Below are 14,561 nucleotides of genomic sequence, written 5' to 3' on the forward strand. Positions count from 1 at the left end.
TCAATGTCATGAGGTTCAAGGTATGAAGCGTCTGTGGGCAACACTGATTCTGAGCGGGTTTTCCTTCGGCCTTCAGGCCGGGCCGCAGATCAACGTCGGTACGGTTTACGACTATCTGGATGGCGACAAGAGCACCTATCTCAAACGTGTGTTCAACAGTGGCGATGCCACTGCCTTCGTCAAGGTCAACATCCTGGAAATCATCTACGAGGCCGATGGCACCTCGCGTGAAGTACCGGTCAAGACCCAGGCGGATGCCAGCGGTCGTGATGGTCTGATGGCCAGCCCGGCGCGATTGATCGTGCCGGCCAACGGCATGCAGGGCACGCGCTTGCTGCTCATGGGCAATCGCGACAAGGAGCGTTACTTCCGGGTGCGCTTCGTGCCCGTGGTGCCGGAAAAGGAAGACGAGTTTGCCGTCTCTGGCGATGAGCGCGAGGAGTACAAGAAGAACCTTTCGGCCGGCGTCAACGTCATGACCGGCTTCGGCACGGTGTTCTTCGTGCGCCCGAGCGACAGTCGTTTCGACACCGCGATAGAGGACGGATCCGAGCACTACCGCGTGCGCAACAACGGCAACACGGTGGTGGTGATCGATGAGTTTCGCAACTGCTCGCTGAAAAACGAAACCGAGTGCGAGCCGACCACCAAGCATCACATCCTCGCCGGGAAGAGCTTCGAGTTCGAGAAGAAACCCGGCCGCGAATACCGCTTCAATCTGGTCGAGGGCAGTGAGAAAAAAACGCTGCGCATCGCCAGCAAGCAATGACCGACAGGTAGCCGACATGAGCAGGAAAACTTCCAACACCTGGTGCGCTGGCATGCTGATGCTGGCTAGCGCGTCGACGTTCGCCGCCCGGGAAGAACACACCTTCGAAGTGTCCGTGGATATTCCGGTACTGGGCTTCTACGTGATCCCGTCTGAAACGAACTGGATACACCTCGAACAGCAGTTGTCGTGGAATCCCGTCACCTCGACGCTGGGCGGTTTGCGCAAAAACTTCGACGTCAAACACGACACCAGCGCAATCGAGGCTCGGCTGGAAAGCGAGCCGTACTTATCCAATGGCCGGGACGACCAGAACATTTACTTGCGCGTGCTCTTCAACGGCCAGGAGTTGAGCCACGACCCGCAACCCCGGCAAGTGGTGACCGCAGAACAGGCGCGCGCCGGTGGGCGTTTCGCGCTGGACATCCAGCCGAAAGTCCCCGCTGGCGGCTACAAGACCGGTCACTATTACGGCAACGTCCATCTGGTTTTCAATGCCGCAGCGCCCTGAAACCACCCTGTCTGAACAAACCTTCAAAGAGCACGATCATGAATCTCAAGACTTCGCTCCAGGGATGGCTACGCGGTGGCCGCTCATTGGCACTGCTGGTTTTCGTCACGCCCTCGGCAGCGGCGGTAAACCAGGAAATCAGGGCGCTGTTCATCCCTGACTCGGCCTATCCACAGCGCAATACGTTTACCAACATGACCCCGGTCAGTGGCTATTGCGAGCACTATCCCGGCGAATGTCGGAACAACAACATCTTCAGCATTCGCCTGCCCATTCGATTCGAGTCGGTCAGGGCCATGCGACCCAGTGCCGATGCGCGAGACAGTGCGATGTTCAAACTGCCGACCCAATGGCGCAGGTTGACTGTGACCAATCCGGACACCAATCAGTCGGCAGAGGTTGAAGTACGGGTTGCCGGCTTCGGTTCCACCCATGTACTGAGTGACACCTCGATGAATCTGACCGGGGCGCCGACTGCACGAGAAGGGCATGACCTTTTGTGGGTTGGCAGTGGCTGGGTTTTTCCTCCATCGCCATGCCAATACAGCGGGATGGCGTTGTATGGCAATACCACCTACAGCTTTTTCTGGAAAACCCCGGTCGAAGGCGCCTGTGTCAAGTTTGCCGCTTTTCCGATCCCGGCAATGTCCTACAACTATCTGGACTTTGCCTACGAACTACGTACGCCCAATCCGATGGAGATGTCCTCGGGCCTTTATACCGGCCGTTTGAGTTATAGCGTCGGCCAAGGTGGTGACTTCGACATGGGCGATGTCATGGTGCCCAACGACAATCAGCTGACCCTGGATTTCGTGCTCGATGTTCAGCACATGCTCAAAATCGATATTCCGCCTGGTGGCGAAAAAGTCCGGCTGGTTCCCGACGGTGGTTGGCAAAACTGGCTGCAGGCGGGGCGCAGACCGGTGCGGCTGTTTCGTGACCAGATGTTCCATATTTCAGCGTCGTCGCGGTTCAAAGTCGAGCTGGACTGTGTGATCGAGGGCTTCGATTGCACGATCAAGGACACGGTGACCAATCGGGTGGTCAAATTGAAAACTTTCCTCAGCCTGCCTCCGGGAATGACCAGCACTTCCGGGAATCCAGTCAGGAAAGAGTTGTTGCGGGCCGGGCCGTCATACGCCAAACATTTCAAGACTGGACACTATGTGCACCGAGGTCCCGGCGTATTGCACTTCGAAATCGCATCCCACGAGATGGCGCAGATGCTGCAACCTGGTGTCGCCAGCCGCTATGTCGGAAACGTCACGGTCATCTGGGATTCCGACGTTTGAAAGGCAGTGAACCTGACGGCAGAAACGACTGTCAGGTTCACCGCCTGACCTTACTGTCCGGCCCTGCGCAATGCAGCGCGGGTCAACTGTCTCGACAGTTCCTTTTCATCGTCACCCAGGTCGACCAGCAGCCGATCAAACGTCTCGTCGCTGATCGGTTGATCTGCGAAGACCACGGTGTCCGGCACCGGCAGATCGTTCTTGAGCGACCTGAGACGCTCGCGCAGGGCAGGCCGATCGGCTTCAAGGGCCGAGAGCCATTCACGCTGAGTGGCGCGAAGGGTTTCAAGTTGCTCGTACTTGTTCAGGAAAAGCAGCTTGTTGCTTTCCATGCGAACCGGCCAGGTAGTGCGCAGGTAGTCTTCCCAGAAAGGCTGTTCGAGCATTCTGTTGACCAGGCCATCGCCTTCGCCCAGGGACAGCACCGTGTCATGGGCTTGATCGATCATGGCGTCGGTGACGCCGGACACGGGCCTGAACAACATGCCACGGGACTGCCAGGGCAGGTCCAGCCGATCCGCCAGGCCGGTCTGGTAAGCCAGGTAGACTTCGACATCGTCAGGGTTGCCGCCCCGGCTGTCGACATCGGCCCGGGCGATGTCATTGACTTGCTCCAGCCGCGCCGCGCCTTTGGCCAGGGTCACCAGTTTTTTCTCCAGCTCTGACGCATCGGTGGAATACGAATACGCCTCGGACGCCAGCACATTGATACCCATGTTGTTGAACAACTGAGCACCGGCATCGGCGCAATCGACCGGTGCGATCGCCATGGTGAACAGCTTTTCGCGTAACGCGGTGTCGATGAACACGGCATCGAGCATGCGCCACACCCGTTGCAGCAATTGTTCCTTGGCCACGCCACCGGCACGGAAGTCGGCACTGTTCTGGGTATCGAGCAGTGCCTTCATGAATTGCTGGCCCTGGGGTTCGTTTGCCAGCTCCGACCAGATGTTCGCCCGCTCGACGCCCCAACCGGGTACCTCGTTCCAGCGTTCCAGGGAGGTTACCGAATTGACCACCAACTCTTGCCGGGTGTTCGAAGGCAACACAGGTTCCGGTGGCAATGCCAATGAGCGTCGGTATTCCTGATAGCGCAGTTGATTCAATTGCGAAAGATTGCCGACGTCCAGCCGGGTTCGTGCGACCACCCAGGCTTGGGGCGAGCCGGCAACCACTTCGGGAATCTGGTCGATCGGGTTGTCACGCAGGTCCAGTACAAAGCCGCGAGGCCTGGGTTTGGCGAAAACGCCTTGTGGCCAGGCAGTGATCACAGTGTCTTTCAGCCCGAGCACTTTCAGGCGCGGCATGCGCCCGATGTCGATCAGCCTGCCCAACGGGTTCTCGTCGAGTCTGAGGATTTCCAGATACGTCAGGCGCTTGAGCCGTTCAACGGCAGGGGCGTCGAGCACGATCTCGTTTTCACTCAGGCGCAGGCGTTCGAGCCGTGGCATGGAGCCGATGTTCTCTGGCAGAGCCGTCAGCTCGCAGCTCCTGGCGCTGAGTTCGCGTAGATGAGGGAAGTCTTTCAACAGGCCGTTGGGCTGACCCGAAAAACGCGTGTTATCGAGTTTCAACACAGTGATCCGGTCGAGAAACTTCTTCAGTTCGGGACGTTGTGACCACCAGGTATCCAGATTTCCAGGCAATAGCTCACTGGACAGGTCGAGGGCATAACTGTCCGGATCGGTTCGGTTGCCCAGCCCGCTGTTTTTCCGTTCGAAGCAGTCGATCAGACGCTCGGCAATGCGCTTGCCGCCACCATGCAAAAAGCTTTCGGGGGCCGGTCCCCAGGCTTCGGGCTGTTGGTATTCCCAGCGATTGAGGATCACGCGCAATTCATCAAGATCATTCTCATGCTGTTCGATGGCTTGCAGCGGCTGGCCTTTTTCGATCAGGGCGTTGGCAAATGCATCGACTTCGCTATCGCTGAAATGCGGGTGCAGGTCTTGAATACGCTCATGCAGGGTAACGCCGCCCCTACTCTGGGCGCCGCCGCGCAACAGTAGCTGGGTCTCGTACTGGGCAACCGGCCGAATTGGCGGTTGCGCCAGAATCGTGCGGCGTTCGCTGGGCGGTTCGATCTTGACGGTAAGCCATTGCCGGAATTTTTCGCTGTCGCCCGGTTTGTAGCCCAAGGCTTTTTGCCCGTCTTTCCCCAAGGCGTGCAGGAGTGCTTCAAAAAAGCTGTCGGCTTCATGGATCGCTTGATCCGCGCTGTCGCGCACCCGGTATTTACCCGTTTCGTCGCGAATCATGATGCGCACTTGCGAGGCATTGTCGGGCCCGGCGCTGCACCGGAGTTCACCACCGAAAGTGTCTTGGCGGATTTCCAGGCGCAAGTCGCCGAAGGTGTCGGTGTTGATGCGCAAAGTGCCTAGCACCAGGCGCTCGGTGTCGGGAGTGATAGAGGCGCTCGGGTACAACCCCTGGGCCGCTCGCACCGTTTGCGTTTCGAACTGAAGTTCCCGCGCCTGGGTCCTCAGGCGCAGGGGCAGGCGGCTTTCTTGCGTTATCCGCTGACGTTCCGCAGCGCTGGCGCGGGCATGGATTTGTGCCGCAACGGTGGCCGGTAGCTCGGGGAAATCGCCGAACAGGGGCGCGATCTCAGGGGATAACGGAGCGGGTGCAATGGCCGGTGAAGCCAGGCGTTGCAGGGTATCGGTCAACAGCGGTGGCGGTGGTGCGCTTTCCATGTGCACCCTGCGCAGCACGCCTTCATCGGTGCCGCTGATCTGACGAATCTGCTCCAGTTGTTCATCGTTGAAACCATCGGTGCTGTGACCCAGACGACGCATCAATGTCGAGCCTTCCCACTCGCGCGGGTTTTCCGTTTCGCTGATCCAGGCGCCGTGACCGTTGTGGCGCAGGCTCGGCGCATAGGCATCGGGTCGTTGCGGATGTTTGATTCGATGCTGACCGGTGACCGGGTCTTGCGCCACTTCGAAGTGCTGATCGTCCAGGCGCACGAGGCGGCGGCCTTGATGCTGGTAAATGCCCGATGCATCGGGCCTGGTATCGGCTGGCAATGCCGGACCCGGTCGCTCATAGGGCGCGAGGTCGGGGTTCCACAAACGGGTCTGGCCATTGGCCAATTGCACCGGTTTGAGCCCCTCGAAAAACGGCGAGAGTTTTGTCCGTGCGGCATTACCCAGTGCCCCTCCCGCCGCGAACGCGCCCAACTGGACGATGCTTTCCAGTACCCCGAGGGTTTGTTCACCAGCCTCGGCCAAACGACCTTCGGCCAGATCGACGATGCCCTCGACCACTTCATCGGTCAGTTGATAAGCGGTGTACGCCAGCATCAATTCGCCAAGACCCGGGACAAACGGCGTAGTCACCAGCAGGGCGGCATTGAGGATGTCCGAGAGCATTTTTTCCAGGTTGTCCCACCACGCCCAGCGCGCCATGCGGTCGGCGTATTCAGTGGAAATCGCGATTTCCCGGGCGTCGTTGAGGATTTTGTTGAGTTTCTGCCGGTAGAAGTAGTCCCAGAGGTTGCCGTTGAAACGGGTCTCACGATCGAGCGTCACGTTTAACAGACTGTATTGCAGATTCGGGTTATCCACAGAGGTTTCACGCCAGGAAGGCAAGTTGGAACCTTGGGGAGCCGGCTGCCATTTCACCTTGCTCAATCGGTCATTCAAACCGGCAAAAAAATGCCCGCGTTGTTGATGCTCCACGAACTGGCTGAAGAACTGCTGATAAGGGGGGGTATTGGTGCCGTCGCGTAATTGTCGAGTCAGTTCAGCCATGAACTCGAGCGACGACGGGTATTGCTTGAGTGGATGTTCCGGGTCATGCGGGACATACACCAGCACGGGGACAGGACGGCTGGCGGTCGATACATCAGGGGTAATCATGACAATGCCGGTCATTCGCGTGTCCATCATCGCCAGGTTGTAGTAGCCAACGGCCTGGCCATTCCAGCGAAGATTGGCACGCTCGACGAGCAAGCCTTGCACCAGATCAAACGCGTCCTGATCGATGTCGTTGTTCATCAGGGCCATGTGTGCCGCGACATTGAGCGCACTTTTCTGGCTGAGAATGACCTTGTGGCGCAAGACGCTATTGGCAACAGGATTGGTCGACAGTAAAAAATCGTTGAGGTGCTGTTGATATTTGGCGCCGATATTCAGTTCGCGACACAACGACTTGAACTGGTCGATGCTGATTTTGTGCTTCAGTGGCTTTACCGCGAAGTGCCCCTGGGTGTTCGGTCGGGTGATGAACTCGGAGTCCGGGGAAAAAGTCTCGTCACTGGAAAAGTTATGCAGGGCAGCGTCCAGCAGCGAAACGGTTCGGCTGGTGGTTCCGCCTGAAAAATCATGCACCCACCAGGCTGTTTTCGTCGGCGCATACAGCCGCAGCCAGGTCTGCTCGACGTCGTCCACGACACCGAAGCGATCTTTCAGCGCCTGTTGCAGCACAGGTTTGGCGAAGGCATAGACGTCCTGCAGATTGCTCAGTGTATGGTCGACATCGTTCTGCGCGACCCAGTGGAGCTTGACGCCATTTTTCAGATTTCGGTGCGCCGTTGGCGAAGCCTGTTTGTACCAGTCGGGAAGTGTCACCTCGACATCTTTAAGCTCACTGACGCGAGCAACTGACGCCTTGCGCAACCATTCGGGTATGGCTTTGCTGACCAGGTCGTAATGGATGCTTTTATCGGCAGGGGCGCTGACAGGCGGGCTCGCCTGGTGAATCGTGCTCAGTGAATTGGGCATTGCTTGATCGTCCGTTGATCAGGAGTGGAGCGATCAGGATAGGTACGCGGATAGGGCGAAAAAAGCGCAAAAATACGTTGGGAAAAACCTCGCGAAGGCTTCAACTCTTTCGAAATTGAAGACGGAAAAACAACTATGTACCGCCATGCTTGCGTCTAGCGTGCGACGGTTGTCTCGGTTTTTAGGCACTGTGTGTGGGTGCCTGGTTGCAAATATGGCGTCAGGATCGGCGCCATGCCCTTGAGCACCTGCACCGGCAACGCCGAGGTGAAGGTGAAGCTTTCTGCCGAGCGGCCTGGCACGAAGGCGGTCAGGGTGCCGAAGTGGTGATCGCCGATATAGAACACGAAGGTCGCCGTGCGGTTGAGCGATTTGGAGCTCAGAATCCGCCCGCCGGAGCCGATGGCTTCGATGCGGTTGTCGCCGGTGCCGGTCTTGCCGCCCATGGCCAGTGGCGTGCCGTCGGCCAGTTTGAAACTGCCGGCCACGCGTTTGGCTGTACCAGCGTCCACCACTTGCGAGAGGGCTTCGCGCATGGCCGTGGCGACCTCGGACGGCATCACCCGTTTGCCGACGTCCGGATTGTTGATCAGTTGGGTTTCATAGGGCGTGCCCGCGGCAAAATGCAGGCTGTCGATGCGCAGGGTCGGCATGCGCACGCCGTCGTTGAGGATGGTGCCGATCAATTCGGCCAGCGCTGCGGGACGGTCGCCGGAGCTGCCGATGGCGGTGGCGAGCGACGGTACCAGGTGGTCGAACGGATAGCCGACTTTCTGCCAGCGTTGGTGGATGTCGAGGAACGCTTCGATCTCCAGCATGGTGCGGATGCGACTGTCGCGGGCGCCCTTGTGCCGGCTTTTGAACAGCCAGCTGTAGACCTCCTGGCGTTCGAACTGGCTGGCTTTGACGATGTCGCCCCACTTGGCGTCGGGGTGGTTGAGCAGGTAGCCCATCAGCCACAGGTCCAGGGGGTGAACCTTGGCGATGAAGCCCTGGTCCGGCAAGTCGTAGGAGCCGGGGCCGTAGGCCTCGTAGAGCCGCGAAAGACGCTCGTCAGTGAGCTTTTCCGTGAGCTTGGCACCTGTGAGGTGCGAGCGCACGAAGGCGTTGAAGCTTTCCTGACTGGCGTGCGGCAGCAGGTAGCGGTGTACGGCGGCCATGCGGATCGGGGTCGGGCGCATGCTATCGAGGAAGGTCTCGAGCCGGTCCTGGGTGTCCTTGTTCTTGTACTTCTTCCAGAACTTGAGCAGGAACGAAGTGCCCTCGCGGTCGGCGAACTCGGCCAGGTATTCCTGGCGCCGCGGGTCGCGGTCGTCCTTGAGCAGTTCAGCACTGCTGTTCGCACCGGAGTAGGTGGTGTAGCGCACCAGGTCACGCATCAAGCGGATGAACGGCAGGTTGATCGACTCACGCAAGGCGTCGCGCAAGGTCGGTATCCGGCCGTTGTCTTCCTTGCGGAAGTTGTGGAACACATGCAGGCCGCCACCGGTGAAAAATGCTTCGCCGGGGCTGGCGGAATATTTGCGGTCCAGGGCAGCTCCGAGCATTTTCTGCAGGTCGCGGTCCTTGTTCTCGATCAGGTAATCAACCGCCCAGCGACTCAGGCGGTCCTGATCCGGCACGTCGACTTTCTTCAGTTCCGGGACGTCCATGCCGGCGTATTTGTCGTGCAGCTCCGAGATGATTTGCAGGTAGGTGGTGAGCACGCGCATTTTTGCGGTGGAACCCAGTTCCAGTTTGCTGCCTTCGTTGATGTCGAACGGCTGGTCGGTGCTGTCGGTCTGCACCCGCACCCGCGAGCCGTCCGGGGTCAGTTCGAACAGGGTGAAGCTGTAGCGCACCTGGGTGGTGCTGGTGGGGGTCAACAAGCGTTCGCCCATCAGGCCGATTTCCGCTGCATAGGCCGGGTCGGCGAGTTTTTTCAGGTACGCGGTGGCCTGGGTTTGCAATTCCCCTTGCAGGGTGCTGGTGGCCGACAGGTCAAGGCGGTCGAGGTCGTACAGCGGACGATTGAGCAAACCTGCCAGGCGGCTGCGGGCTACGCTGATACCTTTGTTGGTTTCGATCGGTTGAATGGTCGGCTGGGTCGCCCAGTCGCGGTACGTCACCTTGCTGGCCAGTGCCGCGGCGGCGAACTGCGCATCGATCACATTGTTCTGGGCCAGCAAACGAATGTGACTGTCGGTGAGGTCGGCCAACTCATCGCGGCCCTTGGTCAGGTAATGCGACGGCCGGCGCTGGGCAATCATCAGCGACAGCATTTCGCGCAGGGCCAGGCCTTTGTCCGCCATGGTTTTTGGATCCGTCGCGGTGCTGGACAGAGCTTCGTTGGCCAGTTTGAAGTCAGAGCCGTACCACACGCGCAACCCTTCAGCCATGCCATGCACTTCACCGTGGCCCGGTACGGCCGACAGCGGCACGCTGTTGAGGTAGTCGCGCACCACATTCTGCCGGGCTTCGAGGGTTTGCGGCCCGGCCTGATAGGCGCGTACGGTGGCGGAAATCATCTGGCGAATTTTTTCCGCACCATTGACCGTCAGACCATCAGGGGAATGTCGGTACTTCTCCAGTTGCGTGGCCAGGGTACTGCCACCGGCGGATTGGCCGGGCACGTGCAACAACTTGGCCAGCTGGGACCACGCCGCCATGCCGAACCGCGGCCAGTCCACTGCGGGGTTGGCCAGAGGTTGCCTGGTGTCGAGCAGGAAGCGGTTCTCGATGAACAGCAGGCTGTTGACCACCACCGGCGGGATCGAGGCAAAGGATGAATAAAGCTGCTGCGGATATTTGTACTGGTACAGCGGCGCTGCGCGGCAATCGGTGATCGACAGCCCGGCCTGGATCTTCTCGGCATACGGTATGAACAAGCCCTTGTCGCTGTACTTCAACAGCGCCGGAGAAAAGCGGGTTTGCGCCTCAACGACGAAATCGCGCTTGATCAGGCGCGGCAGGAATTCATCCAGCGAGCTGTAGCCCAGGCGCCGATCGAACGGACCGTCGCCCGGATAGCGAATCGCATCGCTGGGGCCGGGTTTGAGCTCATAGCTCAGGGACGCGGCGTATTTGCTGACTTCCCGGGCCTGGAACTTCGAGGTGCGCATCTCCCTCATGGCGGCCAGCCCCACGACAATCGCGATAATCAACAGCAATAGCCAGAAAGCTCCCCAGCCGTGCCTGGAGCGACGGGGTTTTTCAGGTAGCGGCGCTTCATCCACACCTTCAGTCGGGACCACGGTTTTACTCGAATCGGTTTGCCACAAAGCGCCCATAGTCGACTGATCCATTCACGCAGATTTATCGGACTTGTCTGAAGCTTAGACGGTGGTTGGCAATGGTGAAAAAATTGTGAAGGGCAAAATGTCGGGTTATTGCCGTTTCCTGTGGCGAGGGAGCTTGTCGTATCGCCGCACCGTCCCGTTGGGCTGCGAAGCAGCCCCAAACTATGTAAAACCGGGCGCAAGGCGGATTTACGACTGCTGCGCAGCCGAACGCCGCCTTCGGCAGCTGCTACAAGGGAGGCGTAGCGTCTGGGTTCGCCTGATTGATCGGCATTAGGCCATTGTCACAACGCAATCTGTAGCAGCTGGCGCAGCCTGCGTCCGGCTGCGCAGCAGTCGTAAAATCAGCGTTCGCGGTCCGTCAGAGAGATCGTGCAAGGCGGATTTACGACTGCTGCGCAGCCGAACGCCGCCTTCGGCAGCTGCTACGAGGGAGGCGTAGCGTCTGGGTTCGCCTGATTGATCGGCATTAGGCCATTGCCACAACGCAATCTGTAGCAGCTGGCGCAGCCTGCGTCCGGCTGCGCAGCAGTCGTAAAATCAGCGTTCGCGGTCCGTCAGAGAGATCGTGCAAGGCGGATTTACGACTGCTGCGCAGCCGAACGCCGCCTTCGGCAGCTGCTACGAGGAAGGCGTAGCGTCCGGGTTGTTTGAAATGCCTGATTTAGACATGTCGAAGGGGTAAATACGGCTTTGGCAGGGGCATGACGATGCACCATTGTTGTGCAATACTCGGCGCCGCTTTTCCCACTGATTTTGCAGGTTTTTCCTACAAGACAGCTCTGCTCACGAAGCAGAGCCGGTTCGGGAAGCGATGGCTTATCGGTCAGCGCTTCGCCACTCGGTGGTCATATCCAATAACAAGACGAGGATGTCCCCCATGCCCACAGGCAATCACCTGCCCCAAGGCGAGACCGCTCAGGGCGGTCCGCTTAAACGTGAACTCGGCGAGCGGCATATTCGCCTGATGGCACTCGGCGCCTGTATCGGCGTCGGCCTGTTCCTGGGTTCGGCCAAGGCCATCGAAATGGCCGGCCCGGCCATCATGCTGTCCTACATCATCGGCGGTCTGGCGATCCTTGTGATCATGCGCGCTCTCGGCGAGATGGCTGTGCACAACCCGGTCGCCGGCTCGTTCAGCCGTTATGCCCAGGACTATCTTGGCCCGTTGGCGGGCTTTCTGACCGGCTGGAACTACTGGTTCCTGTGGCTGGTGACCTGCGTCGCGGAAATCACTGCCGTGGCGGTCTACATGGGCATCTGGTTCCCCGACGTGCCGCGCTGGATCTGGGCGCTCGCTGCGCTGATCAGCATGGGCTCGATCAACCTGATTGCGGTCAAGGCCTTCGGTGAATTCGAGTTCTGGTTTGCCCTGATCAAGATCGTCACCATCATTGCGATGGTGTTCGGCGGCATCGGCATCATCGCCTTCGGCTTCGGCAACGACGGTGTGGCGCTGGGTATTTCCAATCTGTGGACCCACGGCGGCTTCATGCCCAACGGCGTGCAAGGCGTGTTGATGTCACTGCAAATGGTGATGTTCGCCTACCTCGGCGTGGAGATGATCGGCCTGACCGCCGGTGAGGCGAAGAACCCGCAAAAGACCATCCCGAATGCCATCGGCTCGGTGTTCTGGCGGATTCTGTTGTTTTACGTTGGCGCATTGTTCGTGATCCTGTCGATCTACCCATGGAACGAAATCGGCACGCAGGGCAGCCCGTTCGTGATGACCTTCGAGCGTCTGGGCATCAAGACCGCGGCGGGCATCATCAACTTCGTGGTGATCACCGCTGCGCTGTCGTCCTGCAATGGCGGCATCTTCAGCACCGGGCGCATGCTCTACAGCCTGGCGCAGAACGGCCAGGCCCCGGCGGGGTTCGCCAGGACGTCGAGCAACGGTGTGCCGCGCCGTGCGCTGCTGCTGTCGATTGGTGCGTTGCTGCTGGGTGTATTGCTCAACTACCTGGTACCGGAGAAGGTCTTTGTCTGGGTGACGGCGATTGCCACCTTCGGCGCGATCTGGACCTGGGCGATGATCCTGCTGGCCCAGCTGAAATTCCGCAAAGGCCTGAGCGCCAGCGAACAGGCCGGTCTGAAATACCGCATGTGGCTGTACCCGGTCAGTTCGTACCTGGCGCTGGCGTTCCTGGTGTTGGTGGTCGGCCTGATGGCGTACTTCCCGGACACCCGCGTGGCGCTGTATGTGGGGCCTGCGTTCCTGGTGCTGCTGACGGTGCTGTTCTACGTGTTCAAGCTGCAACCGACCAATGCTTCACAAGGCGCGGCGCGTTCGGCCTCTGTAGGAGCGAGCTAGCTCGCGATGGTCGATAACGATAACGCGTGTTTTCTGGCTAAACGCGGCGCTCTTGGGTCCATCGCGAGCGAGCTCGCTCCCACAAAAAACGCTGAAACCTGTAGGAGCGAGCTAGCTCGCGATGGTCGATAACGATAACGCGTGTTTCCTGGCTAAACGCGGCGCTCTTGGGTCCATCGCGAGCTCGCTCCCACAAAAAACGCTGAAACCTGTAGGAGCGAGCTAGCTCGCGATGGTCGATAACGATGACGCGTGTTCCCTGGCTAAACGCGGCGCTCTTGGGTCCATCGCGAGCGAGCTCGCTCCTACATATCAGGCGGGCACAGTTTTCAGTGATCGATTCAAACGCTTGTTGAACTCCAGCCACATCGCCAGCAACGCCATCAACCCGGCACCCACCAGCGCCGTGAAAATCTGCATGGCAAACGCATCGTCGGTCAACGCGTTGACCATGTCCGCCAATGGCGCCAGCAGCACGCCCAGACAGAAAATCTCCAGCGAGAATCGGCCCATGCGGCAGCATTGCTGCGCCAGCCAGGTTTGCGTCCATCCACTGTCGGGAATCAGTGTCGCCGTGACGTAGGCCAGTGCCAGGAAATGCAGCAGGCGTACAGGGGAAAGATCGGTCTTGCTGATGGGGTACAGGAAGTTTTGCACGCTCGCCGGGACCACGGCATCGTGAATGTCCGGCCAGCGCCACAGGACGGTCAACACACCCGCGGCCACTGCATACAGCGCCGCACTCACAAATAACGGCTGGCGTACCAGCGGACGAGATTCGGGCAAGCGCGGGCGCTGGCTATGGATCGCAGCAGCACCGCCGAGCACGAACAGCAGCTGCCAGGCAACCGGGTTGAAATACCACACGCCATCCTTGATGGCTGCCAGGTTCCAGCCAGCCAGCGGCACCATCAGGTACAGCGCCACCGACATCGCGACCACCACCCAGGCCTTGCGCACCAGCAGTGGCAGCACCAGGGGCAAGCCCGCCAATAGCACGATGTACAGCGGCAACGGGTCCATCAGGTTCGGTTTGAAGCGCAACAGCAACTCATCGATCAACGCTTGCTGCGGGTTGCTGATGAAGTGATGCATGCCCATTTCCTCCACCAGATCCCGTGTTTCCACGTGGCTATTGGCGAAGAACACAATGCCCATCAGCATCGCCAGCAGGAAGATATGCACCACGTAGAGCACCCACGCGCGGCGCAGGATTTTCACGCAGGCGATCAGAAAGCCTTCGCGCGCCAGGACTTTGCCGTACGCCAGCACGGCCGCAAAACCTGCCAGAAACACGAAAACCTCGGCCGCATCGCTGAAACCGAAGTTACGCAGGGTGATTTGCCCCAAAGGGTTATGGGGCACGTGATCCCAAAAGATGAAGATCAGGGCCAGACCACGAAAGAAGTCGATCCGGTGATCGCGCGCTAACGTCATGACAGCAGACTCGTAACAGCGGGTGAAAATGGGATTGGCCACGGGCGCAAAGGCCACGCGCCCAAGCGGCGGCGCGCAGGGTGGACTGATTCGCGGGCAATTGCAAAGTCGGGATATTACCGGATGTCTCGGGCGTTGCCCCGAGGCTCAACCGCTGGTCTGAAAGGTTCAAAAACCTGCGATTTCTGACAGTAGACAGGCTCAAATACAAATGAGCGCAACGTTCTAAAAAGCGG

The 14,561-nt window shown here is 59.4% G+C and carries 7 protein-coding genes; 4 read left to right on the forward strand and 3 right to left on the reverse strand.

Annotated features, from left to right (window positions below; translation table 11 throughout):
* The first annotated feature begins 22 nt into the window (after window positions 1-22).
* Genes ACEN8Z_RS08010 through ACEN8Z_RS08020 form a run of 3 tightly spaced genes read left to right on the forward strand, consistent with a single transcriptional unit; the run spans window position 23 to window position 2,572 of the window.
* Window positions 23-769 carry a molecular chaperone gene (locus tag ACEN8Z_RS08010; RefSeq protein ID WP_495597285.1) on the forward strand — a complete coding sequence of 249 codons (747 nt, stop codon included), beginning with the start codon at window positions 23-25 and terminating at the stop codon, window positions 767-769.
* A gap of 16 nt (window positions 770-785) precedes the next feature.
* The gene (locus ACEN8Z_RS08015; protein WP_495597286.1) at window positions 786-1,280 is read left to right on the forward strand and encodes a CS1 type fimbrial major subunit; all 495 of its coding nucleotides are present in this window, start codon (window positions 786-788) and stop codon (window positions 1,278-1,280) included.
* Between the two features lie 38 nt (window positions 1,281-1,318).
* Window positions 1,319-2,572 carry a hypothetical protein gene (locus ACEN8Z_RS08020; RefSeq protein ID WP_495597287.1) on the forward strand — a complete coding sequence of 418 codons (1,254 nt, stop codon included), beginning with the start codon at window positions 1,319-1,321 and terminating at the stop codon, window positions 2,570-2,572.
* A gap of 50 nt (window positions 2,573-2,622) precedes the next feature.
* On the opposite strand, the gene ACEN8Z_RS08025 is transcribed toward ACEN8Z_RS08020, so the two are convergent.
* Window positions 2,623-7,296 carry an NEL-type E3 ubiquitin ligase domain-containing protein gene (locus ACEN8Z_RS08025; RefSeq protein WP_495597288.1) on the reverse strand — a complete coding sequence of 1,558 codons (4,674 nt, stop codon included), beginning with the start codon at window positions 7,294-7,296 and terminating at the stop codon, window positions 2,623-2,625.
* A gap of 155 nt (window positions 7,297-7,451) precedes the next feature.
* A complete protein-coding gene (locus ACEN8Z_RS08030) occupies window positions 7,452-10,565 on the reverse strand; it encodes a transglycosylase domain-containing protein (protein ID WP_495597289.1) in 3,114 nt (1,037 codons plus the stop codon).
* 889 nt (window positions 10,566-11,454) lie between these two features.
* Between ACEN8Z_RS08030 and ACEN8Z_RS08035 the strand changes: the two genes are divergently transcribed.
* Window positions 11,455-12,888: an amino acid permease gene (locus ACEN8Z_RS08035; protein ID WP_495597290.1), complete on the forward strand. Its 1,434-nt coding sequence runs from the start codon at window positions 11,455-11,457 to the stop codon at window positions 12,886-12,888.
* A 312-nt stretch (window positions 12,889-13,200) separates the two neighbouring features.
* On the opposite strand, the gene ACEN8Z_RS08040 is transcribed toward ACEN8Z_RS08035, so the two are convergent.
* Window positions 13,201-14,325 (reverse strand): OpgC family protein, encoded by a 1,125-nt coding sequence (locus ACEN8Z_RS08040; protein WP_495597291.1) that lies wholly within the window; start codon window positions 14,323-14,325, stop codon window positions 13,201-13,203.
* Between the last annotated feature and the right edge of the window lie 236 nt (window positions 14,326-14,561).

The organism is Pseudomonas sp. Pseusp10, assembly GCF_059492225.1.